The 25758-nt window shown below is 71.1% G+C and carries 27 protein-coding genes; 18 read left to right on the top strand and 9 right to left on the bottom strand.

Annotation, left to right across the window (positions count from 1 at the left end):
- Positions 1-18: 18 nt before the first annotated feature.
- The 8 genes from tpiA (at position 19) to CA12_RS19690 (ending at position 7033) form a co-directional block, all read left to right on the top strand.
- On the top strand, positions 19-807 hold the full coding sequence (gene tpiA, locus CA12_RS19725) for a triose-phosphate isomerase (protein ID WP_145360846.1): 789 nt from the start codon (positions 19-21) through the stop codon (positions 805-807).
- A gap of 82 nt (positions 808-889) precedes the next feature.
- Positions 890-1357, top strand: coding sequence for a preprotein translocase subunit SecG (secG, locus tag CA12_RS19720; protein ID WP_207622051.1), 468 nt, complete (start codon positions 890-892; stop codon positions 1355-1357).
- A gap of 16 nt (positions 1358-1373) precedes the next feature.
- Positions 1374-2243: a YicC/YloC family endoribonuclease gene (locus tag CA12_RS19715; RefSeq protein ID WP_145360845.1), complete on the top strand. Its 870-nt coding sequence runs from the start codon at positions 1374-1376 to the stop codon at positions 2241-2243.
- A 39-nt stretch (positions 2244-2282) separates the two neighbouring features.
- Positions 2283-2909 (top strand): guanylate kinase, encoded by a 627-nt coding sequence (gene gmk / locus CA12_RS19710; RefSeq protein WP_242688041.1) that lies wholly within the window; start codon positions 2283-2285, stop codon positions 2907-2909.
- 15 nt (positions 2910-2924) lie between these two features.
- Entirely contained in the window at positions 2925-3200 is a 276-nt protein-coding gene (locus tag CA12_RS19705) for a DNA-directed RNA polymerase subunit omega (RefSeq protein ID WP_145360844.1), read from the top strand.
- Positions 3201-3287: 87 nt separating this feature from the next.
- On the top strand, positions 3288-3854 hold the full coding sequence (locus CA12_RS19700; RefSeq protein ID WP_145360843.1) for a flavoprotein: 567 nt from the start codon (positions 3288-3290) through the stop codon (positions 3852-3854).
- The gene (locus tag CA12_RS19695) at positions 3851-4501 is read left to right on the top strand and encodes a phosphopantothenoylcysteine decarboxylase domain-containing protein (protein WP_145360842.1); all 651 of its coding nucleotides are present in this window, start codon (positions 3851-3853) and stop codon (positions 4499-4501) included. Before CA12_RS19700 ends, CA12_RS19695 begins: the two co-directional genes overlap by 4 nt.
- 183 nt (positions 4502-4684) lie before the next feature.
- Positions 4685-7033 carry an FtsK/SpoIIIE family DNA translocase gene (locus CA12_RS19690; protein WP_145360841.1) on the top strand — a complete coding sequence of 783 codons (2349 nt, stop codon included), beginning with the start codon at positions 4685-4687 and terminating at the stop codon, positions 7031-7033.
- Between the two features lie 13 nt (positions 7034-7046).
- Here the strand turns inward: CA12_RS19690 and CA12_RS19685 are convergent, their stop codons facing one another.
- Both CA12_RS19685 and CA12_RS19680 read right to left on the bottom strand, forming a co-directional pair.
- Complete coding sequence (locus tag CA12_RS19685; protein ID WP_145360840.1) at positions 7047-7262, bottom strand: hypothetical protein; 216 nt, start codon at positions 7260-7262, stop codon at positions 7047-7049.
- Positions 7259-7771, bottom strand: a complete 513-nt coding sequence (locus CA12_RS19680) for a VOC family protein (RefSeq protein WP_145360839.1) — start codon at positions 7769-7771, stop codon at positions 7259-7261. Before CA12_RS19680 ends, CA12_RS19685 begins: the two co-directional genes overlap by 4 nt.
- A 211-nt stretch (positions 7772-7982) precedes the next feature.
- On the opposite strand from CA12_RS19680, the gene CA12_RS19675 reads away from it, so the two are divergent.
- The 3 genes from CA12_RS19675 to CA12_RS19665 all read left to right on the top strand — a co-directional run bounded on the left by CA12_RS19675 (position 7983) and on the right by CA12_RS19665 (position 11082).
- Entirely contained in the window at positions 7983-8186 is a 204-nt protein-coding gene (locus CA12_RS19675) for a hypothetical protein (RefSeq protein WP_145360838.1), read from the top strand.
- Positions 8187-8201: 15 nt separating this feature from the next.
- On the top strand, positions 8202-9869 hold the full coding sequence (locus CA12_RS19670; RefSeq protein WP_145360837.1) for a proteasome accessory factor PafA2 family protein: 1668 nt from the start codon (positions 8202-8204) through the stop codon (positions 9867-9869).
- A 163-nt stretch (positions 9870-10032) separates the two neighbouring features.
- A complete protein-coding gene (locus CA12_RS19665) occupies positions 10033-11082 on the top strand; it encodes an endonuclease/exonuclease/phosphatase family protein (protein WP_165700879.1) in 1050 nt (349 codons plus the stop codon).
- Positions 11083-11206: 124 nt separating this feature from the next.
- Here CA12_RS19665 and CA12_RS19660 read toward each other — a convergent pair whose 3' ends face one another.
- Both CA12_RS19660 and hpnC read right to left on the bottom strand, forming a co-directional pair.
- Positions 11207-12187 (bottom strand): phytoene/squalene synthase family protein, encoded by a 981-nt coding sequence (locus tag CA12_RS19660; RefSeq protein ID WP_165700878.1) that lies wholly within the window; start codon positions 12185-12187, stop codon positions 11207-11209.
- Positions 12184-13140 (bottom strand): squalene synthase HpnC, encoded by a 957-nt coding sequence (gene hpnC / locus CA12_RS19655; protein WP_165700877.1) that lies wholly within the window; start codon positions 13138-13140, stop codon positions 12184-12186. The genes CA12_RS19660 and hpnC overlap by 4 nt, the downstream gene beginning before the upstream one ends.
- Before the next feature lie 115 nt (positions 13141-13255).
- Between hpnC and der the strand changes: the two genes are divergently transcribed.
- Positions 13256-14617 (top strand): ribosome biogenesis GTPase Der, encoded by a 1362-nt coding sequence (gene der / locus CA12_RS19650; protein WP_145360834.1) that lies wholly within the window; start codon positions 13256-13258, stop codon positions 14615-14617.
- A gap of 127 nt (positions 14618-14744) precedes the next feature.
- Entirely contained in the window at positions 14745-15797 is a 1053-nt protein-coding gene (locus CA12_RS19645; protein WP_145360833.1) for an HlyD family efflux transporter periplasmic adaptor subunit, read from the top strand.
- 23 nt (positions 15798-15820) lie between these two features.
- On the opposite strand, the gene CA12_RS19640 is transcribed toward CA12_RS19645, so the two are convergent.
- The gene (locus CA12_RS19640) at positions 15821-16348 is read right to left on the bottom strand and encodes a hypothetical protein (protein WP_145360832.1); all 528 of its coding nucleotides are present in this window, start codon (positions 16346-16348) and stop codon (positions 15821-15823) included.
- A 138-nt stretch (positions 16349-16486) separates the two neighbouring features.
- Between CA12_RS19640 and CA12_RS19635 the strand changes: the two genes are divergently transcribed.
- A complete protein-coding gene (locus tag CA12_RS19635; protein ID WP_145360831.1) occupies positions 16487-16699 on the top strand; it encodes a hypothetical protein in 213 nt (70 codons plus the stop codon).
- Positions 16700-16769: 70 nt separating this feature from the next.
- Here CA12_RS19635 and CA12_RS19630 read toward each other — a convergent pair whose 3' ends face one another.
- From CA12_RS19630 to CA12_RS19615, 4 genes are all read right to left on the bottom strand, one after another.
- The gene (locus tag CA12_RS19630) at positions 16770-18809 is read right to left on the bottom strand and encodes a LamG-like jellyroll fold domain-containing protein (protein ID WP_145360830.1); all 2040 of its coding nucleotides are present in this window, start codon (positions 18807-18809) and stop codon (positions 16770-16772) included.
- A 58-nt stretch (positions 18810-18867) separates the two neighbouring features.
- On the bottom strand, positions 18868-19938 hold the full coding sequence (locus CA12_RS19625; RefSeq protein ID WP_145360829.1) for a Gfo/Idh/MocA family protein: 1071 nt from the start codon (positions 19936-19938) through the stop codon (positions 18868-18870).
- Positions 19939-20045: 107 nt separating this feature from the next.
- Positions 20046-21260, bottom strand: coding sequence for a tyrosine--tRNA ligase (tyrS, locus tag CA12_RS19620; protein WP_145360828.1), 1215 nt, complete (start codon positions 21258-21260; stop codon positions 20046-20048).
- 99 nt (positions 21261-21359) lie between these two features.
- Positions 21360-22130, bottom strand: coding sequence for a CPBP family intramembrane glutamic endopeptidase (locus CA12_RS19615; protein WP_165700875.1), 771 nt, complete (start codon positions 22128-22130; stop codon positions 21360-21362).
- A gap of 22 nt (positions 22131-22152) precedes the next feature.
- Here CA12_RS19615 and trpC point away from each other — a divergent pair, with 22 nt between their 5' ends.
- The 4 genes from trpC to CA12_RS19595 all read left to right on the top strand — a co-directional run bounded on the left by trpC (position 22153) and on the right by CA12_RS19595 (position 25751).
- Positions 22153-22965, top strand: coding sequence for an indole-3-glycerol phosphate synthase TrpC (trpC, locus tag CA12_RS19610; protein ID WP_145360826.1), 813 nt, complete (start codon positions 22153-22155; stop codon positions 22963-22965).
- Positions 22966-23111: 146 nt separating this feature from the next.
- Positions 23112-23798 (top strand): phosphoesterase, encoded by a 687-nt coding sequence (locus tag CA12_RS19605; RefSeq protein WP_145360825.1) that lies wholly within the window; start codon positions 23112-23114, stop codon positions 23796-23798.
- A gap of 132 nt (positions 23799-23930) precedes the next feature.
- On the top strand, positions 23931-24653 hold the full coding sequence (locus CA12_RS19600) for a hypothetical protein (RefSeq protein WP_145360824.1): 723 nt from the start codon (positions 23931-23933) through the stop codon (positions 24651-24653).
- Between the two features lie 75 nt (positions 24654-24728).
- Positions 24729-25751: a lysophospholipid acyltransferase family protein gene (locus CA12_RS19595; protein WP_145360823.1), complete on the top strand. Its 1023-nt coding sequence runs from the start codon at positions 24729-24731 to the stop codon at positions 25749-25751.
- Positions 25752-25758: the final 7 nt, after the last annotated feature.

Genomic DNA, 25758 nt, shown 5'->3' with positions numbered 1-25758 from the left:
CTGCTGAGGAGCCCCCCCATGCGTCGCCCCTTCGTCGCCGGTAACTGGAAGATGAATACCACCGCGGCCTCCGGCTGCGAGTTGGCCCGTGCGATCGCGGAGGCGGTGCCCACCAGCCGGGACGCGGTCGACGTGCTCGTCGCTCCGCCCCTGCCCTACCTGGACTGCGTGGACGACGAACTGGCCAAGAGCGCCGTGATGCTCGGGGCCCAGAACTGCTACCACGAAAAAGAGGGCGCCTTCACCGGGGAGGTCTCCCCGCAGATGCTGGCCGACCTCGACGTGGATTACGTGATCCTCGGCCACTCCGAGCGGCGCCACATCCTCGGAGAGACCGACGAGGACATCAACAAGAAGGTGACCGCGGCGCTTGCCGCGGGGCTGGGCGTGATCCTGTGCGTCGGCGAGACGCTGGAGGAACGGGAAGCCGGTCAGACGAACGAGGTGCTGGCCCGGCAGCTCTCCGGCGGTCTGAAGGGGCTCGCCGCGGATCAGTTGGCCGGCGGGGTCGGCGGGAACGACGACTTGGTGCTGGCCTACGAGCCGGTTTGGGCGATCGGCACCGGCAAGACCGCCACGCCGGAGATGGCTCAGGAGGCCCACGCCTTTCTGCGCGGCAAGCTCGCCGAGGGGTGGGGCGACGACCTAGCCGCGGCGACGCGCATTCAATACGGTGGGAGCGTCAAGCCGGCGAACGCCGCCGAACTGCTCGCCCAACCCGACGTGGACGGGGCGCTGGTCGGCGGGGCGAGCCTGTCCGCGGAGAACTTCCTCCCGATCGTCGAAGCGGCCTTCGCCCAGGTCTGACCTGGGCCGAACTCGGCCGCCGGCGCCGGCCCGGCGCCGTTCCTTCACCACCGCGTTCGTCTGTTTGAAAGCCCCCGGGGCAATGGACATCCCCTACGCCGCCCTGATGATGTTCGCCCTCGCCGGGCTGAGCGTCGTCCTGATCCTCATCATCCTGCTCCAGCGGGGCCGCGGCGGAGGCCTCGCCGGCGCCTTCGGCGGCGCCGGCGGGCAGAGCGCGCTGGGCACCCGGGCCGGCGACGTGTTCACCAAGATCACGGTCGGCCTGGCCGTCGCCTGGATTGTGTTGGCCTGCGTCAACATCTACGTGTTGAAGGGCGCGGCCGAGCGTTTCGAGGAAGGCCCGGGCGCCGGCGCCGCGACCCTCGCTCCGGCGGACGGGGAGGTTGAGGACGATCTGCCCGTGCTTCCCTCCGGGGACGAAGCCGCCGCCCCGGCCGCGACGGACGCGGAACTGGACAGCGACGAAGCCTTCGACGAGGCGTTCGGCGGCGCCGACGCCGGCGCTGCGGCCGGCGACGCCGGCCCTGCCCTGCCGGCGAACGAGTAGCCCCGTGCCGCGGAGCATGACCGGATTCGGCGCCGCCGCCGCGTCGGCGGGGGGCACCTCCGTCGCCGTCGAGGTGCGGAGCGTCAACAACCGCTTCCTCAAGGTGCAGACGCGCCTGCCGGACGGCTTCGCGGAGATTGAGCCCCGCATCGAGGCGGCCGTCCGCAAGCGGCTGAACCGCGGCGCCGTTTCAATCGGCGTGCGGCTCGAAACGGCGGGCCGGGCCGGGCGGCTCACCCTGGCGGCGGACGTGCTCGACGGCTACCGGGCCGATGCGGAGACCTACGCCCTCGCCACCGGCCTCGCTGCCCCGTCCAACCTCTCCGCCTACCTCCGCCTGCCGGGCGTGGTGCGGGAGGAGTCCGCCGAACCCGGCGACCCGGCGGCGGACGCCGCCCTCCTGCTGCGGGCCGCCGAGGAGGCGCTGGACGCCCTCAACGCCTTCCGCGACCGCGAAGGCGCCGCGATGGCGGAGGAATTACGGGGGCAGATCGAAACGCTCCGCACCCACCTCGCCCAGATCGAAACCCGCGCCCCCGGCCTGGCGGAGGAGTTCCGCGCGAAGCTGCACGCCCGGATTAGCGGCCTGCTGGCGGAGGCCGGTGCCGAAATGAGCCCCGCCGACCTGACGCGGGAAGTCATCGTCTACGCGGATAAGGCTGACGTCACCGAGGAGATCGTCCGGCTGCGCACGCACCTGACCGCTTTCGGCGCGGCGCTCTCCGAAGACGCCCCCGGCCGCAAGCTGGATTTCCTCACGCAGGAAATCAACCGGGAGATCAACACCGTCGGTTCCAAGGCGAACGACGCCGATCTCGCCGGAGCCGTGGTCGGGATGAAGGGGGCGGTCGAAAAACTGCGGGAAATCCTGCAGAATCTCGAATAGCCCGGCACTCCCCCCGCCCCTCTTCCGCAAGTTTCGCCCGTGTCCGACGCCGTCGCCGATTCTGCGACGGTCGACGCGCACAACCCGGCCGGCGTGCGGATTCTAATTCTCTCCGGCCCCAGCGGGAGCGGGAAAAGCACCGTCGTGCGGGCGCTGTGTGCGGAGTGCTCCGAGCCGGTTCGCTGCTGCGTCTCCGCGACGACCCGGCCGCCGCGGTCCGGGGAGGTCGACGGGCAGGACTACCATTTCCTGCCGGACGAAGAGTTCCACCGCCGGCGTGACGCCGGAGAGTTCCTCGAAACGGCCGAGGTCCACGGTCGCGGGTACTGGTACGGCACGCTGTGGTCCGAAATCGGGACCGCCGCGGCCGCAGGGTCGTGGGCGTTGTTGGAAATCGACGTCGCCGGCGCCCGCACGGTGTTGACCCGCTACCCCGAGGCCGTCACCGTCTTCCTGAGCACCTCCACGGAAGCGGAGTTCGAGCGGCGCCTGCGGTCTCGCGGCACGGAGGGCGAGGAGGAGATCCGCCAGCGCATCGAAACCGCGCGGTCGGAGCTCGCCGAGGCGGACGGCTACCGCTTTCGTGTCTATAATGACGACTTGTCGGCGGCCGTTGCGCGGCTGTGCGAAATCCTGGCGTCCCACCCCTCCGAAAACCCCCAGTAAGGCCACCCCCCCACGATGCTCGAGGCGTTCAAACAGGAAGAGATCGTGGACAAGGTTGGCGGGCGGTTCAAACTGTCCACGCTGATCCAGAAGCGGATGGTCGCCCTCAACCGCGGCGCCCGCCCCCTCGTCGAGATGCAGACGAAGGACACGATGGCGATCGTCGTGCAGGAGATTCTGACCGACAAGATCTACCTCGATTCCTCCCAGCGGGTGCAGGTTCGCCAGCCGGCCAAAAGTGACGGCGGCCCGGGCGTGGCGGACCTCGGTCCCTCGCTGGACGATCTGTGAACCGATCGGTTCGGTTGTGGTGATTCTTCCGCGGGCGGTGCGAGTTTCGCACCGCCCGCTTTCGTTCCCGCTCGGAGAGGGCCGGCGATGCGCGGCCGCGAGATTCTGCTCGGCGTGTGCGGCGGTGTGGCGGCGTACAAGACCGCCGACCTGTGCAGCAAACTGGTGCAGGCCGGCGCCGGCGTGACCGTGGTCATGACCCGCGGGGCCGGCAGCTTCGTCGGAGCCACGACCTTCGAGGCCCTGACGAACCGCCCCGTCTACACCGAGATGTACGCCCCCAAGGAGCACCCCCGCGGCGAGCACATCGGGCTCGCGGAGCGGTCGGAGCTGTTCGTCGTCGCTCCCGCCACGGCCCATTTCCTCGCCAAAGCGGCGCTGGGGTTGGCGGACGATCTGCTCAGCACGCTCGTGCTGACCTGTGAATGCCCCACGCTGTTCGCCCCCGCCATGAACACGGCGATGTGGGAGAAGCCCTCGGTCCAACGGAACGTCGCCACGCTGCGGGAGGACGGCCACGGCCTCGTCGGGCCGGGCGAGGGCTGGCTGAGCTGCGGCCGCGTCGGCGCCGGGCGCATGGCGGAACCAGAGGCCCTGTTCGCCGCGATCGCCGCCGCCCTGACGCCGGTTGGGGGACGGGAGGAGGAGGAATGAGGGTCCTCGTCACCGCCGGGCCGACGCGGGAGTACCTGGACGACGTGCGGTATCTGTCCAACGCCAGCAGCGGAAAGATGGGTTACGCCGTCGCTGCGGCCCTCGCCGCGGCGGGACATGAATGCGTGCTGGTCTCCGGCCCCGTCGGCCTCGCCCCGCCGCCGGGGTGCGAGTTCGTGCCGGTCGAGACGACCGCCCAGATGCGGGCGGCCTCCGAGGAGGCGTTCGCAGGCTGCGACGGCGTAATCGCCGCGGCGGCGGTCTGCGACTACCGCCCAGCCGTGCGGGTCGAGGGGAAAATCAAGAAGGACGGAGCCCCGGTCTCCGTCGAACTGATTCAAACCGACGACGTGCTCGCGGCCCTGGGGAAGCGGAAGGCGGAGGGGCGACAGACGCCGCGGTGGGTGATCGGCTTCGCCCTCGAAGCCGCCAACCCGCGGGAGAACGCCCTGCAAAAGCTGCGGGCCAAGCAGTGCGACCGCGTCGTGCTCAACGGCCCGGCGAGCATCGGCGGCGACCGTACCGCGGCGGAGTTGATTGGTCCGAGCGGGGAGGTCGTGATGCATTGGGAAGGCTCGAAGCCGGCCGTCGCCGGCGACCTGGTCGACTGGATCGACGCTTGGGTCGCCGCCGGCCGGCCGGCATAACCGGCCGGAAGAGCTGGCCGGGGGGGCCGCAAGGTTTGCCAAACCGGACGGGACGGCCGGTGCCGGGGTGCGGTGGCGCGGGTTTGGTGCGAACGGTCCGCATGCGAGCTTTCCGGGGGCTAGGTTTTCCAGCGCCCCCGGGCTGGCGGCGCGTAAGTTCCGTTCCCCCGCCCCGCATCACCCGTGATCGACGTCAAACGCCTCGGCCAGGACCTCGCCGCGTTGGCCCTGCTGGCGGTCACCGCGTTCCTCGGGCTGGCGCTGTTCAGCTTCGACCCCGCGGACCTCGCCGGGGGAACGGTCTGGCCGTCCCACGAGGAGCCGACGAACCTCTGCGGCCCCGCCGGCGCCCGGGCGGCGTGGCACCTCCGCAACCTGCTGGGGCTGGGGGCGTGGCTGTTCTGGATTCGCTTGGCCTGGGTCGACCTGCGGTTGTTCGCCCGGGACGCGACGGCCGAACCGGTGCTGAAGCTGGTCGGCTGGGGGCTGACGCTGTTTGGCGTCTGCGCCGGCCTGGCGGCGTTGCTGCCGGGGGCGAACGTGGGCGTGCCGACCGGCGGCGGCGGGCTGCTGGGGGCGGGCTGCTCGGCGGTTCTCAATGACAACTTCTCCGCGGTGGGCGCCGGGGTGCTGTTGGCCGCGGTGGTGGCGGCCGGTCTGCTGCTGGCGGGCGATCTGGCCGTGATGGGCGCCGTCGCCACGACCGCCGGAGGAGCCGCCGCGGTCCCCTTCACCGCCGCCGGCCGGGCGTTCCACGGAGTCCGCGACGGCGTGAGCCGCTGGCAGGCCGACCGCCGCGCCGCCGCCGCGCAGCGCGCCGCCGAACGTGAAGCCAAGCGGGCGGAGAAAGCCGCCCGCAAAGCCGCCGTCGTTGCGGAGAAGCAAGCGGACCCCGTCGAGATCCCCACTCCCCCGAAGCCGCAGGCGAAGGCCGCGCCCGCCCCGGTTCCGACCGAACCGGAGCCCAAACGCGTGCCGGTGAAGGAGAAGAAGGCCTTCCGCGTGAACCTGCCCGCCGGGCCGGCGAAGTCGGCCGGGACGCGGAAGCACCTTCTGCCGCCGACGGATCTGCTCGCCCCGCCGGAGCCGTTCCCGTTCGAGGAACTCGCGGCGAAGGCCCAGGCCGCTGCGGAAACGCTGGAGCGGACGTTCTCCGACTTCGGGCTGAACGTGACGGTCTCCGAGATCGACACCGGTCCGGTCGTCACCCAGTTCGAGCTGGAACTCGAAAAGGGCCTGCGGGTGAATAAGGTCGCCGCGTTGGCGGACGATCTGGCCGTCGCCCTGCGGGTGCCGGCGGTGCGGATCGTGAACCCGATCCCCGGCAAGAACACCGTCGGCGTGGAGGTCCCGAACGACACCCGCGTGATGGTCCGCCTGCGGGAGATCGCCGAGACTGCCCAGGGCGCCGACGAGATGGCGATTCCCATCTTCCTCGGCAAGGACGTCTCCGGCGCCCCGCTGGTGGTGGACCTCGCCAAGATGCCCCACCTCCTCATCGCCGGCCGCACCGGCACCGGGAAGTCGGTCTGCCTGAACACGCTGATCCTGTCGATGCTGCTCTCCCGCACGCCGGACGAGGTCAAGATGCTGATGATCGACCCGAAGATGGTCGAACTCAGCCCGTACAAGACCCTTCCCCACCTCATGCACCCGGTCATCACGGACATGAAGAAGGCGGAGGCGGTGCTCGCCTGGGCCGTCGACAAGATGGAGGAGCGCTACGACCTGCTGGCCCGCTGCGGCGTCCGGCACCTGACCGACTTCAACGCAATGTCCCGGGCCCAGAAGCTCGACAAGATGGGCCTGTCCGAGCTGCACGAGGAGGCCGACGCCCTCACCGAGAAGATGCCGTATATCGTCATCGTCGCCGACGAGATGGCGGACCTGATGATGACCAACGGCAAAGAGGTCGAGTCGCACATTATCCGACTCGCTCAGAAGAGCCGGGCGGTGGGCATCCACCTTGTGCTCGCCACGCAGAAGCCGACGGTGGACGTCATCACCGGCCTGATCAAATCGAACCTGCCGGCCCGGATCAGCTTCCAGGTCGCCTCGAAGTCCGACAGCCGCGTCGTGCTGGACGAGTCCGGCGCGGAGCGCCTGCTGGGCAACGGCGACATGCTGTATCTGACCCCGGGCACCAGTTCGCTGGTGCGGAGCCAGGGCGCGTACGTCGGCGGGGCGGAGATCGACCGGGTCATCGATTTCTTCGGCGACTGCGAACCGGAGTACGACGAATCGATCGAACAGGCCACCACCGGCGGCGGACCCGGCGGCGGCGGCGAGGGCGGCGGCCTGCACGGCAGCGACCGGGACGACATGTACATTCAGGCCGTCGAGTGCGTCGTCCGCGAGGGCCGCGGCTCCACCAGCCTGCTGCAACGGGCGCTGGGCGTCGGCTACGGCCGGGCGGCCCGCATGATCGACCACATGGCCGAGGACGGCTTCCTCTCCGGCCACAACGGCTCGCAGGCCCGCGAGGTGCTGCTGGACATGGACGCGTTCGAGGAACTGCGGGCCGCCGGCTGAACCTCGCTCGTCCTCACCGCTCCTGCGTCGGCGGGCCCTGCTCAAACTGGTCCAGCCACGCTGCGGTGAGGGCGGCGCCAAGGCGCCGATCGGAGTTCGCCTCCACGAACGAGCGCCCGTCCGCCGTGACGCGGATGCGCCTCATCCCCGATGCGTCGCCCTCCCCCACCGCGGCCGCGGGCCCGCCGACCGTCACGACCAGCAGGACGACGGCCAGCACGGGTCTCATAGCGACCGCTTCTGGGCGAGTTGCACTTCGATGCCGTCCGGGTCTTTGAAGTACGTGCGGCCCGAGGTCTGCCGCACCTCGCGGCCCTCCGCCTTCAGTTTGCGGGCGGCCTGCTGCGGGTCGTAATCGTCGATCCCGAAGCAGAAGTGGTTCAGGCCGGGCTGCTCCGCTTTGAACAGGGCGACGAAGAACTCGCCGTTCTCCCGGCCGAGGAAGGCGCTGTTCTGGTCGCCGCGAATCTTCCGCAGTCCGAGGTGCCGTTCGTAGAAGGCGACGGAGCGGTCCACATCGGTCACGTCCAAGGCGATGTGGTCGACGTTGCGGCCGGAGAACAGCGGGCCGGACTCGGCCGCGTCTCCCCCCTTCTCCTGTGCGGCCTCCTCCTGTGCACGAACGTTGCCGGCGAGGGCGCCGGCGGCGCCGAGGGCGGTCAGTCCGGCGATCAGGCCGCGGCGGGAGAGGCGGCCGTCGTCGTAGTCGGCGACGAGGCGGGCGGGGTCGAACGACATCGGACAGGCTCCGGGCGAGGTGAGCGGGGAGCGTTCTATTTTACGGAGTCGAACGCGGCGGCCGGATGGGGGATCTGCTGATCCGGCGACGGCGTTCGAGCGGAGCGACCGAGGTTTCCCCCGGGCGACCGCCGGATCGGTATGATCCGACGAACCGCCCCGCGCGTTCGCGGGTCTGCCGAGCGTCCTTACCCCTTTACAGGAGCCTCCGATGCCGACCGCCCCCGCCGCGCCCCGACCCGCCCCGTCGACCGTCTCGGTGCCCCCCGCGACCCGCGCGGGGTCCGGCGCCGTCGCCCCGAACCGGGCGGTGGCGCGGGCCCTGGCCCGCATCGCCCGGGCCGCCGCCGCGGACGCCGACGATCGTCCTGCCGAGTACCTCGGTCAGACCGCGGTGCGTCACGGGGGTGAGTAAGTCGGGGCCGAACCCGTGAACGCCCCGCCCTCCCCGGCCGACGTCCGCCGCCCCCTGGACCGACTGACGGGCGTGGAGTCCGAGCTGGCGATCCGGTACTGCCCGGCCAAGCCGGGCGGGCCGCGGGTTCCGAATCGGATGATCTTCGCCCGGTTGCTCGCCCGTCTGGGGCGGGACGGCCCGCTGGGGATGCCGGGCGGGGCGATGGCCAAGTGGGGCCGCTTCCTGCCGACCGGCGGGGCGGTCTGGTTCGAAGTGATCAAGAACGCCCCGGACGCCGGCTTGGTCGAGGGGGCGACGCCGGAGTGCCGTGGTTCCCGGGCCGCCCTCGCCGCCTCCCGGGAGCAGGACCGCCGGCTGGGCGAGGCGATCCGGGCGGCCTTCCCTCCGGGTTCATGCGGCGGATCCGCGACGCTACTGAAGGTCGACCGCGACGCCCTCGAACGTTCGTTCGGCGGGCAGGAGAACTACGAAATCGTTCTCCCCGCGGAGCGATTGGAGGCCTGGAGACACTGGAGCCGGGCGTTCGCCGGCGCTGCGACGCTGTTTTGGTTCGTGGCGCTGGCGGGTTTTTTGACCGCTGCCGCCGTACTGGCACTCGTCTGGGTTGTCGTCTGGCCGTTCGTCAGGCCGTGGCAGACGCCGGCACAGCGCCGACGGGCCGCTCGTCGTCCGCCGGGCGGCCCGAACGAGACCGTCAGCCTCGGCGCTCCGACATGGGCCGAACGGATCGTCGTGCCGGTGTTGCAGGCGGCGCTGCTCCCCCTCGCCGCCGTGGGCCTGCCGGCGGTGCGACGCGGCCCGCTGGCGGACGCCCCCCGCCTCATGCCGTTCCTCGCCAGCCGGGCGCTGCTCGCCGGGGCTGGCGCGGTGGACCGCCGCGGTCGCTTCCGCGTCGCCGCCAAGGCGACCGCCCTGCGGTTCGTCGTGGGCATCTCCGATCTTCCCGGCTGCCGCGGAGCGTTCAGCGCCGGCCCGCAGTTCAAACGGGCGATGGGCCAGTTCATGGACCCGTCGCTGAGGGCGAAACTGGGCGAACGGCGGCAGCGGATCACTGTAAACGTCGGCGACTCGAACCGCTGCGAGGCGGCGGAGTACCTCAAGCTCGGCACGACCTGCCTGATGCTCGATCTGTTGGAGGCCCGCCCCGACTGGAGGCCGCCGACGCCGCGGCGGCCGATCGCCGCCCTGCACCGCTTCGCCGCCGATTCGACGCTGACAGCGACCGTCCGCCTGGTCGGCGGCGGCCGGGCGACGGCGTTACAGATCCAGCGGACCTGTCTGAACGCCGTTCGCGACCATCTGCAATCCGTCGCCGCCGCTGAGCCCGCCGGCGTGCCGGAGGCGGCGTGGGATCTGGTGCTGCGCTGGGGCGACGCCCTGGACGGGTTGGAAGCGTTGGCGGACGAGCCGGACCGGCTGTTCGGCGTACTCGACTGGGTGACGAAGCGGCGCCTGCTTCAGGAGGCCGGCGTGACCGGCGACGCCGCCCGCAAGCTCGATCTGCGGTACCACGAACTGGCGCCGGACTCCCCGTTCGACCGGCTGGAACAGGCGGGGCTGATCGAACGGGTGCTGACCGACGCCGAACGCGACGCCGCCCGCCGTCCCCCGCCGGACACCCCCGCCGCGGCTCGCGGCGAAGCAGTGCGGCTGGGCACGCTGCCGCCCTCGTGGGACTGACGGATTATTGCCGGAGGCAATGCGGGGCGCAGGAGGGGTTGAAGGAGGTCGGCCGCGACGCCGGCCCCGCGGCCTGAACGCACCGGCGCCCCACCCGGACGCGTGCGTTTCGGATCCCTCCGGCGGTGACTGCGAGGGACGGGCCCAATACAAAGGAGTTGCGATGACAGACACGCCCACCCCCGCCAATGCCGATGATCAATCCGATGACAACCCGCCGGGTCGGGAGCGTCGCAGGGTCGGTCCGCTGCGGCGGTGGTCGGCCCGCCTGCTGGGCGCCGCTGCCGCTGTTCTCCTGCTCGCCACGGCGCTCGGTTACTTTGGCGAGCACGCGTGGCTTCTGGACCTGACGAACGAGTGGCGGCTGCAGTACGCGCTGCTCGCACTGCTACTGGCCGCCGCGTTGCTGGCCCTGCGGTCGTGGAGGTGGCTGGCGGTGGCGGGCGTGGTCGCCGGGCTGAACCTGTGGGTGATCCTGCCGTGGATGATCGGCGGCGGCCCCGAGATCCCGCCCGGCGTCGCGGACCGCGACCTACGGTTGATGACGCTCAACGTTCGCGTTTCCAGCGAAGACTTCGCGCCGCTTCGGAAGCTGCTCGCGGAGTCTAAACCGGACGTGGCGGTGCTGCTCGAAGTCGATCGCGAGTGGCTTGCCGAGATTCGTGAACTGTCGGCCGGCTACGAGATCGTCGATACGCCCACGCAAGAGCGGTTCGGTACGCTGCTGCTCAGTCGCCGGCCGCTGAAGGACGTGACGTTTGAGAGCTTCGGCGAGAAATGGTCCTCCAGCATCATCGTTCGGTTGGAGGTGAACGGTCAGCCGGCGACCGTCATCGCCACGCACCCGCCGGCGCCCATCAGTTCGAAGACCTGGCGGAAGCGCAACCAACATTTGCAGGAGCTCGCCCGGTACGTCAACGGCGTCGACACGCCGGTACTCGTCGCCGGCGACCTGAACGTGACGATGTGGTCGCCGCACTTTCGCCGTTTGGTGGATGAGGCGCAGCTGGCCGACGCCCGCGACGGGTATGGGCTGCTGCCGACGTTCCCGGCGACACGGCTGGGCGTGGACTTTGGCTGGCCGCTTCGGATTCCGCTTGACCACGTGCTCGTCAGCGGGGAGTGGGTCACCCTGGACTACGGCACCCCGCCCGGCATCGGGTCGGATCATCTTCCGGTCAGCGTCGACGTCGCGCTGCCCCCCGCCCGATAAACGACAGCGGGGAAAGCGGGAAATTCGGCACGCCGCGGGGCGTCAACCGCCCCGCGAGAGCTTGGATCCGAACTGCTCGGCACGCTATCCACCCTCATGGAGGTCGAGTTGACGGCCGACCCTGTCAGGGCCGCCAACGCTCCGATAAGCCGCCGGCCACCGCCGCGGCCTTCCGCCAAGTCGGCACCCGCACCCGGCGGGCCAGCACGTCGATCCCGGCTTTCTCCACCCGATTCAGCAGATCGCCGTAGATGCGGGTCATGGCGTGCAGCACGCCTCGGCCATGAGGGGAGACGAAGTCGAACAGCGGCTCGGCGTTCGCGTACTCCGCCCCGGTTTCGTCCGCTTCGCACCGCAGCAGGCGTTCGATCCGGCGGCGGATCGGCTCGTCGTCCCGCAGCGTGTCGAGGTAGGCGTCGCCGGGGCGGCTGACGAGATCCGCCGGCTCCACTCCGAACTTGGCGAGTCGATCAGCCGGGAGGTAGACCCGTCCGGCGGCGGCGTCCTCGGCAACGTCTCGGAGGATGTTCGTCCGCTGAAACGCCCGGCCGCAGGCGAGCGCCGGTTCCCGCGCCGCCCCGTCCAACTCGTCGCAGCCCCAGACGTGCAGGCAGCACAGGCCGACCGCCCCGGCGACGTGGTAGCAGTAGTCGTCCCGCCCGGCGGCGTGCTCGAAGAAGACCCGCGGCTCCGTCAGTCGGGCCGGCGGCTGGGCGAGGTCGGCGGCGACGCCGTCGATCACGTCCAGCGGCAGGCCGGGGGGGATGCCGCGGCGGCGGGCGACGTCAGCGAAGGCGATCAGCGCCGCGGCGTGCGGGGCGGCGGGATCGATCGCTTCGCCGTGCAGGGCGGCCGCGGTGCGCTCCCGCCAGTTCGCCACCGCCAGCCGGCGCCGGTCCAGCGGCTCGGCCGGGTCGTCCCCCAGGTCGTCCGTCACGCGCATGAAGGCGTACAACGCCCCCATGTCCCGCCGCTGATTCGCCGGGAGGGTGAGGAAGGACCAGTAGAAGTTCTTCCCGGTCCGCCGGGCCAATCGCGTGCAGTGAGCGAAGGCGGCGTCGAGATCCGCCGACGACAGGGCGGCTGGGGTGAGGGAAGCGCTCACCGCAGGACCGTCCGCCGCAGGCCCCGTCCCATCGCCCCGGCCAACAATCCGGCGGCGTCCCGCTTGCCCAGCTTCGGCCGCAGGTCCCAGACCCGATAATCGAGCCGCCGCACCTTGCCGCAGATCGCCAGCCCGCCGGAGGCGAACAGGTCGATCGCTATGCCGAAGCGTCCGCCCAACCGATCGGCCAGCGGACGCCCCGCCGCCAACAGTTCCGCGGCCCGGTCCACCTCGAACCGCATCAGGTCGAGGAACGCCGGCGTCGTGCGGCGGGCGGCGTAGTCGTCCAGCGAATAGCCGAACCGGGCCAGGTCCTCGGTCGGCAGGTAGCGGCGGCCAATGTCCGCGTCCCGGGCGACGTCCTGCCAGAAGTTGATCAGTTGCAGGCCGGTGCAGACGGAGTCGGACAGCGCCACGTGCTCCGGCGTGTGGGCGGAGAGCAGTTTCAACACGATCCGCCCCACCGGGTCGGCGCTGCGGCGGCAGTAGTCGTGGAGATCGGCGAACGTTTCGTAGTGCGTCACGGTCTGATCCTGCTCGAAGGCGGAGATCAGATCGAGGAACGGCTCCGGCGTGAGCGCGAACCGCTGTGCGGTCGGTTTGAGGGCGACGAACACCGGGTGCCGGGGCGGTTCGCCGGCGAACATGGCGGTCGTTTCGCCCCGCCACCAGTCGAGCAGCGCCAGCGAGGCGTCCGCCCCGGGCACCTCGTCGCCGAGGTCGTCGGCCCAACGGCAGAAGGCGTACACCGCATGAAAGTGCGGACGCAGGTCCGCCGGCAGCACAACGGAGGCGACGGGGAAGTTTTCGTAGTGCCGGGTCGCCAGCCGATGCACGTGCTCCCGGGCGTCGGCGGGGCTGGCGGGGGCGGCGGCGCAACGCTGCGGCGTCCATCCTTCCAGATGGCACGGCAGTTCGGCGGAGGAAACGGCGGCGGCGGCGGCGGTCGGCACGGCAATCCGTTATAACGGGCGTTCCTCCCAGACACTTCCCCGAGCGGGACGCGGGGCGAACGATGCCCCTTCCACCGCGTCCCCGTGCTGCCCGGGCCTTCCCGGCCCCCCTCTGATGTCCGTTCCCAAAATTGCGATCGTCGGCCGTCCCAACGTCGGCAAGAGCAGTCTGTTCAACTGGCTGGCGGGGGAGCGGCTGTCCATCGTCGACCCCACCGCCGGCGTCACCCGCGACCGACTCACCCACCTCATGCACGAGGGGGACCGCTATTTCGAACTGATCGACACCGGCGGGATCGGCATCGTCGACTCCGACGCGTTGGAGGAGGAGATCGAGGGCCAGATCCGCGTCGGACTGGAGATGGCCGACGTGCTGCTGTTCGTCGGCGACGCCCAGACCGGCGTGATGCCGCTGGACGAGGAGGTCGCCCGCCGGCTGCACCCGCTCGGCAAGCCGGTGGTGATCGCGGCGAACAAGTGCGATAGCCCCAAGGTGGAGAGCGACGCCGCGGAGTTCCTCGGCCTGTTCGACGCCCCGCTGGTCCCCACCACGGTGAAGAGCAACCGCGGTCGGGAGGCGCTGCTCGCCGCCCTGCTGGAAGCCCTGCCGCCCGCCGGCGAGCACGAGGCCGGCAGCGGCGCCGAACTGGCGAGCGACCCGGTGATGAAGCTGGCCGTCGTCGGCCGCCGGAACGTCGGCAAGAGCACCTTCCTGAACTCGCTGGCCGGCGAGGAGCGGGTGATCGTCTCCGAGATCGCCGGCACCACCCGGGACAGCATCGACCTGCGGTTCGAGGTCGACGGCCGGGCCCTCGTCGCCATCGACACGCCCGGCGTCCGCCGCAAGAAGAGCCTGGCGAACGACGTCGAGTACTACGGCACCGTCCGGGCCCAGCAGAGCATCCGCCGGGCGGACGTGGTGCTGATGACCTTCGACGCCACCCGAACAATCTCCAAGGTGGACAAGCAGCTCGTCGCGGACATCGTCGAGGCGCACAAGCCTTGCATCTTCGTGGTCAACAAGTGGGACCTCGCGCTGGCGGCCGACATGACCAGCGAACGCTGGGCGGATTACCTGGAGAAGACGTTCGCCAACATGCGATTCGTGCCGGTGGCGTTCCTGACCTCGCAGGCCGGCCGGAACGTGCGGCCGGTGGTGGACCTGGCGCAAAGTCTGTTCAAGCAGGCTCGGGAACGGGTCGGCACGGGCCGCGTGAACGCCGTGGTGCGGGCGGCGATGGAGAAGAATCCGCCGCCGATGAAGAAAAACCGGCGGCCGAAGATCTTCTTCGCCACGCAGGTCGCGGTGACGCCGCCGACAATCGTGCTGAAGTGCAACGAGCCGGCGCTGTTCGGCGACGACTGGAAGCGGTACCTGCTCACCCAGTTGCGGGATCAGCTCCCCTACCCCGAGATCCCGATCCGCCTGTACTTCCGCCCCCGCGCGAAGGACGACGCCGAGGCGAACCGTCGCTGAGGCGGTTGATCGCTGAGGCCGGCGGGCGAACCTTTTCGGCCGCGACTGCTCTGCGGGGCGTGCGGATCGTTCCGGCGCCGCGTTGCGGTTTGGCACGAGGCGACGACGGCGGCCGATGGGGTGGGGGATGGAACGCCCGCCCCGCCCCCGCCCCGCAGTGACGCTCGCCCTCTGCGGCGCGGCGCTGCTGACGGGAACCGCCGCCCTCGCCCTGTTGGTCCCGGGTCCGCCGTCGCCGGCGTTCGGCACGCTGCACGCCGCGGAAGATCTGGTCCGGGCGCCGCGCGGCGGTCGCGTCGTCCGCTGGCTGGTCGAACCGGGGACGTCGGTGCGGCCGGAGACGCCGCTGGTCGAGCTGGAAGATCCCGGCCGGATCGCCGAACTGGCCGCCGCGGACGCCGCCGTTGCCGCCGCCGAGGAATCGCTCGCCGCCACAGAGCGGGCCGCCAAGTTGGACCTGGCCTGGCGCCGGGCCGCTGTGCGGCGGGATCTGCACACGGTGCGGACCGAGGCCGCCGACCTGCTCCGCGACCGCTTCGACGCCGCCCTGCAGGCGGCCGCCGAGGGCGACGCCCTGCCCGATGGCTCCCCCCGGGGCGGCGTGCCCGCCCGCACGGTGAGCCTGCGGACCCGCACCGCGGCCGCGGCCGCCGCGGCGGCGAACGCCGCGGAAGTGCTGGAAGCCCGCCTCGCCCTTTGTGACCTGCGGGAGCGGGAACTGCTCGATCTGCTGGAAGAACTGCCCGAGACCGTCTCCGCCGCCGCGGGCGTGCCGGCCGCCGCCGCGGCGCTGGACGCCGCGAATGCGGAGCGGGAAGCCCTTGCCGCCGCCCCGGCGACGCTCACTCTGCACGCCCCCGGCCACGGCCGCGTCGGCCGGTTTGCTGCGGCGCCGGGCGCCCTCGCCGACGCGGGTGAACCGTTGACTGCCGTGCGGGACGACGCCCGCCCGTTCGTCGCCGCCCAGGTGCCCACCGGCCGGCTCTCGCGGTTCGCCGCCGGGGCGGACGTCACCCTCGCCTTCGGCGAGGGCGACCGCCGCGACGGCTACCGCGGCCGGGTCGTCTCCGTCGGCCCGGAAGCCGGCGACGGACTGGCGACGGTCCGCATCCTGCCCACCGGCCCGCTCTGGCCGGACCTGCCCGAGGGCGCCGTCTGCGAGGTCCGGCCGGCGGAGTGAGGCCGGCGGTCCCTCCCCGCCCGTCAGTGCGGCATTGTGATCGACCGCGGCGGCGGGTGCGGCCCCGCGGCGGGACCGTCCGCCGGCTCCACCCGGGCAATCTGGTCCAGCGCGAACGGCCCGCGCTCCTCCCAGCCGCTCGGCCCGTCGCCGACCAGCCAGAGCTCCCCCCGCACGGAGCGGCGCCCGTCCGGCGTGCCGGCGACGGTCGTGCCGTCGGTCAGCGTGACCCGCACCGCCCGGGACTCCGACGGCGGAGCGAGGCCGGGTTCGCAGAGGGCCGGGAACCGCTCCCACGCCCAGGCCCACAGCGTTTCGCGGGTTCCCACGTCGCCGGCGAGGTCGGCCCAGGCCCCCTCCGCCAGCCGCAGGTCCCGCCGCGTCGCCGCCCGGCACCACGGGCGCAGGACGGTCAGCACCCACTCCCGCCGCGACGCCGCCAGCGCCGCGAAGTCGGCGGGCGGCCCGGACACTGTTTCGACCGCGGCCGATTCTGCGGGATCGGCGGGCGGGGCCGGTTCGACGTTCACGGCAAACTCGCGGGAAGACATGGGCGGACGCGGGAAATGTTCTATGCTCCCCGATCGTCCGCGGCATGGCGATCCTTCGGATCGCGGCGCCGGGCGTTCTTTCTCAACCCCCCACGCCGGCCCGTCGCGGCCGGGACTCGACCGAGGCCACCGCTCCTGATGCCCGCCGTTCTTGACACCCCCCGCACCGCGATCTCCGGTTCGTCCGTACTCCTGCGGGGGGACGGCTTCGAGGAGGTCGATTTCGTGACGGAGATGAAGCTCCGCACCTGGGCCCGACAACGCTACTGCAATGCCGGCGCCCGCCAGCCGGACTGGCACCCGGTCATCCTGGACGAGATGAACCGGATCGACCGCGAAGCGGCGGCGTAGTTTCCGGCGTCAACCGCGCGATCAACGTCCCGGACCCTTGGAGGGTCCGGGACGTTTGCGTTCGCCCGTCTCACTCCGCGAACCGCACGTCGCCGACGGCCCGGCCGACGACGCCGTCGGTTCCCTGCCCCGGGAAGAAGGGGCCGACGCGGCGGTCGAGGGGGAGCAGCAGCACGGTGTCGGCGTCTGTCGTGAGCGGGGCGGCCGACGGGTCGTACTGCTCAGAGTAGCGGGCGGTCTTCGAGAGCCGCACATCGTTCAGCACGCCGGCGACGGGCCGGGTCAGTTCGCCGTCCCGGCCGGGGTCGCCGCCGAGGTACAGCGGCAGGTCGTTGAGCGTGCGTTTCCCCTCGCCGGGCACCGCGGCGACGGGCATGCCGTCCAGGTACAGCCGCACCTCGGAGCCGTCGTAGACGCCCGCGAGCCGGTACGTCTTGCCGGCCTCGAGCTTCAGCGGGCTGACCGCCGTCACGTAGCGGCCGGCGCCGGCGCCGGGGGCGGTCAGGTGCACGTCGAACTGGGGGACGCCGTCGTTCAGGAAGAAGGCGTATTCGCTCTGCTGTGTCTTGGCGATTAATCCGCGGCCGCCCTTCAGGCTGGCGGCGTCCGGCGTGTAGGCAAACTCCAGCGTGAACGGCCCGTCCGCCGGCAGGCGGAAGGCGTCGTCCGCGACGCGGACCGCGGAGCCGCCGTCCAACTGCACGCCGCGGTCGGGAGCGTCGGTGAAGAACGTCTCGGACAGCCCCCCCAACGCCACGTCCATCGGCAGGGTACGGGTCGGCAGGGAGACGCGGGCGTCTCCGTCGATCACGTCAGCGTTGAGGACCAGTTCCGGGACGCTCTCCGGCAGGCGGTCGTCCCGCAGGGCGTAGGAGAAGGCAAACTCGGCCGTTTCCCCCGGGGCGACGGTGGCGTGCCGGTGGTCCGGGGCGAACCGCCAGCCGGCCTCCACGCCCCGCGGGGCGATTTCCACGTCGATCGGCGTGTCCGTCGGGTTGGCGAATGTGGCGACGTACTCTCCGGAGACCGCCTCCTCCCCGAACGTCAGCGGGGCCGACTTCCGTTTCAGTTGGACCCGCCGCACCGCGTCCAGCAGTGCCAGGCGCTCCGGGGTGTACTGCCGCGGGTCGGCGACGGCGCCGACCGGCAGCATCGCGACGGTCATGCCGGCGTGGTTCTCCGCGGTGGCTGGCACGTCGGGGTCGCGGACGGTCACCACGTGCATGTGGTGGACGTAGCCCAACACGGGGGCGTCGCCCGAGAGGTGGCCGCCGGTCGTGGCGAGGGCGTGGTAGGCGATGCCGTCCTTCACCCCCTCATAGCGCACCCGGTGGATGTGCCCGGCGAACACCGCCCGCACGTTGCCGACGGCGACCAACGTTTCGTGCACCTCGTCCCAGTTGCCGTCCGTGTACCCAGCCCCGATCCAGCGGGGGTGGTGCAGGAAGGCGAACACGTGTTTGCAGTGCTTCAACTGTTCGAGCGACTGCCGGACGAAGGCGAGTTGCTCCGGGCTCATCGTCTGGGCGGAGCCTTTGCTAAAGGTTTTCTCGCCGGTGACCGGGTCGCCCTCGTCGGAGTAGAGCACGAGGAACCCGCAGTCCTTGTGTTCGAAGCTGTACCAGAGCGGGCCGAAGTGCTTCTCGTACTGCGGTTCGTGCTCGCCCGGCGGCGGGTCGCCGGGGCCGCGCCAGTAGACGTCGTGGTTTCCGGCGACGGGGAACCAGGGCATGTTCAGCCCGGACATCACGCCCCGATACTCCTTCATCTGGATCATCCACTCCGGCGTCTGGTTGTAGCCCTGAATTAGGTCGCCGACCGTCATCACCAAGTCGGGGTCGAGCAGGTTCGTCTCCTGCACCGCCTGCTTGAGCACCTCGATCCCCTCCGGCTCCCCGCCGGTGCGGTCGCCGAAGATGACGAACTGGAACATCCCCTCCTCTTTGGGAGGCACGACCTGCTGCCCGTGATTGGGCCGGGTGGTGAAGACCGTGTCCGGCGCCGCGGCGGGGGCGTCATGCTCGTGAGCGTGCGGTCCGTCCTCGCCGGGCGGGTGCGCCAGGGCGAGGGGGGCGGCGGCGAGCAGCAGGGCGAGGGTGAGGCAATGCATCGCCCCACCCTACCGATCCCAGACTGAAGCGTCCGCGACGACCGGAATGAAGAACCGATTAAGCGTTCGGGCGCGGCGGGTCCTGCTGCAACGGCAGTTCGACGCGCTTGCCGGTCCGCTGGCTCTCGTAGATCGCGAGGATCAGCTCGACGCTTTTGCGGCCCTCCCGGCCGTCCACCAGCGGCTCGCCGCCGGTGTCGATCGCGTGCAGGAAGTCCTTCAATTGGTCGCGGTGGCCGGCGTGGGAGATCGCCTTCGGATCGGCGGCCCCGCCGCCGATCGTGTCCGGGGCGGCGAATTGCTTGCGGATCGCCGCGTCGGCGTCGGTCTCCTCGGCGAACTTCCACAGCAGCAGGCTGTCCTGCTCCACGATCGCGGAGCCGGTCGTGCCGTGCAGTTCGGTCTTCTTGAGCAGCCCGGGCCAGGCGGCGGTGGACGCCTCCAGCGTGCCGAGCGCTCCGTTGGCGAACCGCACCGCGGCCACGGCGGTGTCCTCCACCTCGATCCGCTCGTGAGCCAGCGTACCGGTGACGGCGGAGACCTCCGTCACGTCGCCCATAAACCACAGCAGCAGATCCACGTTGTGGATCGCCTGGTTCATGAAGGCGCCGCCGCCGTCCAATTCGTAGGTGCCCCGCCAGCCGCCGGAGTCGTAGTACTCCTGCGAGCGCCACCACTTCACATAGGTGTCGCCGAGGGTCAGCCGGCCGAACCGGCCGTCGTCCACCGCCTTCTTCAATGCGACGTTCGCGGCGCTGAACCGGCTCTGCATGATCGTGCAGAGCTTCACGCCGGCTTTGTCGCAGGCGTCGATGATCGCATCGCAGCGGGCGAGGGTGACCTCCAGCGGTTTCTCGACGACGACGTGCTTGCCCGCCTCCGCGGCGGCGACGGCGATGTCCCGGCGGGCGCCGCTGGGGGTGTTGATGCAGACGGCGGTGATGCGGTCGTCGGCCAGCAGAGCCTCCAGCGACGCGAACGCCTCCCCGCCGTGCTCCGCGACGAACTTCGCCGCCTTCTCCGGCGTGCGGTTGTAGCAGCCGATGAGCTCCGCGCCGTCGATCTCCGCGATCGCGTTGGCGTGAAAGTTGGAGATCATCCCCGTGCCGACGATGCCGAAACCGTGCATAGCTGTCCTGTCGTGGTGGAACCGCGAGCGTCAGCGAGTCGGCTCTAGCGACGCCGCCTGTGTGTTCATCGTGAGCCGCTAGAGCCGGCTCCCTGACGGTCGCGGTACTAGGTGAGCGCGACCCGGCAGAACTTTTTCTTGCCGGCCCAGACCAGCAGGCCGTCGCTGACGGCGACCTGTTCGTCGTGGGTGAGCACGGGCGATTTGTCTTCGCCGAGCTTCATGCCGCCCTGCTGGATCAGCCGGCGGCCCTCGCTCTTGCTGTTCACCAGCTCCAGCGCGGTCAGCAGATCGACGGCCGGCAGCAGACCGTCGGCGGGGGCCGGCAGCGGGCGCTGCGGGATGTCCGCGGGCAGGCCGCCGCCGCCGATCTCCCCCTGCCAGCGGTCCGCGGCCTCGTCCGCCTCGGCGGCGCTGTGGTAGCCGCCGATTACGCTCTTGGCGAGCGTCACCTTCGCCTCCTTCGGGTGCCCGGCGAGCAGCGTTTCGATCTCGTCGGTCGAGAGATCGGTCAGCAGGGTGAGGTAGTCCCGCAGGTTCTCGTCGGAGACCCGCATGAACTTCTTCATCTGCTCGTAGGCGTCCTCGGCGATGCCGATGTAGTTGCCCAGCGACTTGCCCATCCGCTTGACCCCGTCGGTGCCGACGAGGATCGGGCTCATCACGCCCACCTGCCCCGGCTGGCCGGCGTTGGCCTGGTAGTCGCGGGCCAGCATGAAGGTGTAGAGCTGCTCCGTCCCGCCGAGTTCCACGTCGGCCCGGATCTGCACGCTGTCCCACGCCTGCATCACGGGGTACAGGCACTCGTGCAGGAAGATCGGCTTCTCCTCCCGGTACCGCTTGGCGAAGTCCTCCCGCGTCAGGAGTTGCGCCACGGTCACCTGACCGCACAGACCAAGCAGTTCGCCGAAGCCCATCGGATCGAACCAGTCGCCGTTGCGGTGGATCTCCGCTTTGGGCAGGTCGATCACCTTGCCGCACTGGTTCAGGTAGTCCGCGGCGTTGGCGTCGACCTCTTCCTTGGAAAGCTTCTTGGAACGGGCCTCGTCCCGGCCGGACGGATCGCCGACGCGGGCGGTCGCGTCGCCGATGATCACCACCGCTGTGTGCCCCAACTCCTGAAACTGCCGGAGCTTTCGGAGCGGGACGGTGTGGCCGAGGTGCATGTCGATCCCGGTCGGGTCGATGCCGTACTTCACCCGCAGCGGGGTGTTCGTCTCGCGGCTCTGCTGGAGCTTCGCCCGGAGTTCGTCCTCCGGGACGATCTTCTCGACGCCCCGGGTGAGCAGTTCGAGCTGCTCGTCGACGGGGGCGAAGGACACGGGCGGCGGCTTTCCAAGCGAACGGGAATCGGGGGCCGGCAGGGTCGTCGCCGCGGCGAATCGTTTCAAGCGGACCGGCCCCGGTTCGCCCGACCCGCGTCAAGCGGCCCCGGCGGATCCGTCCAGCAGCACCCAGGCGAGCATCAACGCGTTGAAGGCCGCGTGGGCGAGGATCGCCGGACGAACCGAGCCGGTGCGTTCCCGGCTCCACCCCAGCACGCAGGCCAATGCGAACAGCGCCGCCCAGTCCTGCGGTTGATGAAGGAACGCAAACAGCGCCGCCGTGCCCACGATCGCCGGCCCCGCCGACAGGCCCGCGGTCCGCAGCGACCCCAGGAGCAGCCCGCGAAACAGCAGTTCCTCCCCCACTGGGGCAAAGGCGACGGCGCTGAGGCAGACCAGCGCCCACGTCCCGGCGGAGCCGTCGATGAGTTGCAGGAGCAGCGGGTTCGACCCCTCGACCGTGCGGTCCGGCAGCGTGAGCAGAAACGCCGCGGCCGTCGGCGGCAGGGTCAGCAGGAACGTCATCGCCCCGTCGCGGAGATCGTCGACGAACGACCGCGGGGACGGCTCGATCCGCGGCGCGGCCAAGGCCCAGACGCCGGCCGCGCCGGCGGCGATCGCCCCGGCCCGCAGCAGGCTGCGAACCAGCGGCGACACGCCGTCCTCCGGCAGCAGCCCCGCGACCAGCGTGGCGACGACCCACACCCCCACGCCCGCGGCGGCCCCCCATACGGCGACCGATTTCCTCGCCGGCGGTCCCAGGACCCGCTCCCGCCGCAGCCCGCGGAAGACCGCGTAGACCCACGCCGCGAGCCCGCAGGTCACCGCGAGCAGAACCAACAGCGTGCCGGGCGGGGGAAGATTCACGTTCAGACTGTACCCTCCCGGCATGGCGACGATCCTCGACGACATCCTCACCCGCACCCGGGCCGACCTGAAAACCCGCGAGGCGGCGGTCCCGCTGGCCGACCTCGAAGCTGCCGCGGCGGACATGCCGCCGGCCCGGGACTTCACGAACGCGTTGCGTCCCGGGAACAGGGGGGATCGCACGCCGCTGGGGCTCATCGCCGAGGTGAAGCGGGCCAGCCCCTCCGCCGGGGCGATCGCGGAGGGGGCGGACCCGGTCGGGGTAGCCCGAACCTACGAAGCGGCGGGGGCGCACTGCGTGAGCGTGTTGACGGACGGCCCGTTCTTTGGCGGTTCGCTCGACGATCTGAAGGCCGTGCGGGCGGCGATCGGCCTGCCCGTGCTGCGGAAAGACTTCGTCGTCTCCCGCTACCAGCTCGCCGAGGCCCGGGCCGCCGGGGCGGACGCCGTGCTGCTGATCGCCGAGTGCCTGCCGGGCGAGGAACTGCCCGCCCTGCACGCCGCCGCGGGCGAGTTCGGCCTGCACACGCTGATCGAGCTGTACGACCCGGAGCACATGCCCCACGTCGCGGCGCTCGCCGCGGCGGCGCCGGAGCGGACGGTGATCGGCGTGAACAACCGCGACCTGCGGACGTTCACGGTGGATCTGGAGCACTCGCTCCGCCTCGTCGCCGACTGCCCGGCGGGGGTGACGTTCGTTTCGGAGAGCGGCATCCGCACCCGCGAGGAGATCGACCGCCTCGCCGCGGCCGGCGTCGGCGCCGTGTTGATCGGCGAAACGCTGATGCGGGCACCCGACCCCGCCGCGAAGGTGCGGGAGTTGATCGGCGGGTGAGGGGCGCTGAGCCAGGCTGCGACGGCTCGGGCGGTTGCGCCCTTCGCTTGCGGTTTCGGGGCGCGGCCGATTCTTGAGGCCCCGCGAAACCGCAAGCGACGATGCACGCCGGAGAAGACCCTTCCGCCCCCGACGCTCCGGCCCCCATGTCCGTCGAACACGTCCTCTGCGTTCCCACCGCCCGTTTTCGGGAGCTGGGATATTTCCAAGGTTTCCAGGCCGACACGTCCGCCCTCGCCGGGCTGCTCGACCCGGCGAACACCCTGTACCTGCCGCGGCCCGAGGCGGAACAGGACCCGACCCACAAGCAGTTGATCCCCTACTGCGTGCTGATCGCACAGGTGGCGGAGCCGGACGGGGCGACGGCGGAGCGGGTGTTCGCCTACCGCCGCGGCGCCGGCGGCGGGGAGGCGCGGCTGGCGGCGAAGATCTCCTGCGGCGTCGGCGGGCACGTCAGCACCGTCGACCGCGACGCTGTCGCCGGCGGACCGGCCTCCGCGGACGGTCACTACCGCGAGGGTATGCGGCGCGAGCTGGAAGAAGAGGTGGCGATCCCCGGCGGGTACTCCGAGCGGCTGGTCGGATTGATCAACGACGACGCCACCGAGGTCGGCCGAGTGCACCTCGGCGTGGTGCACCGGCTTGACCTGCATCAGTCAGGCCCGGCCGATCCGCGTAACCGGCAAAGTTTTCCGCAAGTGACGCCTCGGGAGGAGTCGATGAACGAGATGGGGTTCCACGACCCCGCCGCTTTGCTGGGGGAACCCGCGGGGCTCGAATCGTGGACGCGTATCGCTCTGGAAGCACTGTTTCCGAAGTCGCAGCGCCCCTGAGAGGGAGCGTTGGCAGGCCGGGGCGGGGCGGAAAACTCGTCAAGGGGTTTTCCCGGTGCGCGGCTCCTGCTAAAACGCTCCGGCCGGCTGGACGCCGGAGTTCTCCCTGCCCGTGACGAAGGATCGTCCCCGATGCCGGCCCCGGACCTGACCCCCACCGCTGCGACCGGCTCCGCCCCCGAGCGGGTCACGCCCGGCTCCGTCGGCATGAGCCGCCGCCTGTTCGGCGCCGCCCTCGCCGGCGCCGCGAGCTTCGCCGCTGCCGGCACGCTGCGGGCACAGGAAGCCCCGGCGACCGACGCCGCGGAATCGGAAGCGGAACCGCTTCCGGTCGGCGGTCTGACCGAGGAATCCCTCGGCGCCCTGCTCGCCGCGATCGGCCTGAAGCCGTCTAAGGAGAAGAGCCGGTACGACTTTCAGTTCAAGACCACGCTCGAAGAAGAGCAGTGGGACTTCACCATGTCCGCGGTGCTCTCGCGCAATCTGCAGAGCCTGTGGGTGATGGCCTGGCTGGACGAACTGCCCAAGACCGCCGCCGCGGTTCCGCGGAGCGCCCTGCTGAAGATGCTCGCCGCGAACGACCGGATGGGGAACGGCAAGTTCTTCGCCTACATCCCGGCGAACCGGCGGTTCGTGCTGCAGCGGGTCGTGGCGAACGAGGAGATGTCCAACGCGAAGGTCCGCGGTCTACTGATCGATCTGGGCCGCAGCGTGCGGTCCGAGTACGGTGTGTGGAGCACCGAGGGCTGGATTGAGAAGGTCCCGCCCGCGACCAGCGCCGCCGCCCCGACCGCGCCGCCGGCCACGCGGATCTCCGCGAACGATCCGAACTACGGCGGCGTGAGCCGGAACTAGCGGCGGCCGGGGATCGCCCGCCGGTCCCTCGCCCGTCCCGCCGACCCGGTCTTCGTCCCTGCGGATTTTCCCCCGATGACGCCCCCCGCGACTCTTCGGCAGAAGGCGGAATTTTTCGCCTTTCGATGCGTCGCGGCGGCGCTCTCCGCCCTGCCCGCCCCCACCGCCGCGGCTCTGTGCCGCGGATTGGCGGCGGCGGTATGCGCGTTGCCCCCGAAATGGACCCGTCGCGACGTCGCCCGGAAGAATCTGACGATCGCCTTTCCGGACCTCAGCCCGGCGGAGATCGACGACCGGGTGCGGGCGATGTGGACGCACCTGTTCCGTCTGGTGACGGAGATGGCGACGTTCTCGCGCAAGTTCCGGCGCAGCAACATGCCTGACGTGCTGGCGTTCCGAAATCGGGACGAGACGACGCGCGCCCTCAACAGCGGTCGCCCGGTCATCATGCTCAGCGGGCACTTCGGCAACTGGGAGGCCTCCGCACAGGCGTTCGAGGCCTTCGGCATTCCGCTGTCCGTGGTCGCCCGGGACCTGGACAATCCCTTGATTCACGGCTGGTTCGCCGAACGCCGGCGAGCCGGCGGCGGACGGCTGATCTCGAAGAAGGGCGGCGGCGGCGAGGTGACGGAGGTGCTCGCCGCCCGCGGCATCGTCGGGCTCCTGGGCGATCAGGACGCCGGCTCCCGCGGCCTGTTCGTGCCGTTCTTCGGCAAGGACGCCAGCACGTTCAAATCGATCGCCCTGCTGGCCATTGAGTACGACGCCCTCGTGCTGATCGGGTTCGCCCGGCGCCTGCCGGACGACTTTCGTCGCAATCGCTGGGTCCGGTTCGAGATCGGCACCGAAGCCGTCTTCGATCCTCGCGACTTCACCGAAGGGTCGGCGGTGAAGGATCTGACCGCCGCCTACACCGCCGGGATCGAACGCCTCGTGCGGCGCAGCCCGGAGCAGTATTTCTGGGTGCATCGTCGCTGGAAGAGCAAGCCCAGACCCCGCGGTCGCAAGGCGCGCGAGCGGGCCGCGGCGCTGGAGCGGGAACGCCAGGCGGGGGACGGGGCGGACGGCGCCTCCGCCCGCCGGGCAGTCGCGGCCTGAGCCGGCC

Origin of the sequence: Alienimonas californiensis, from assembly GCF_007743815.1 — a bacterium.
Lineage (GTDB): Bacteria > Planctomycetota > Planctomycetia > Planctomycetales > Planctomycetaceae > Alienimonas > Alienimonas californiensis.
Note: the sequence above shows the minus strand (reverse complement) of the source record. Positions and strands in the feature narration are given on the sequence as shown.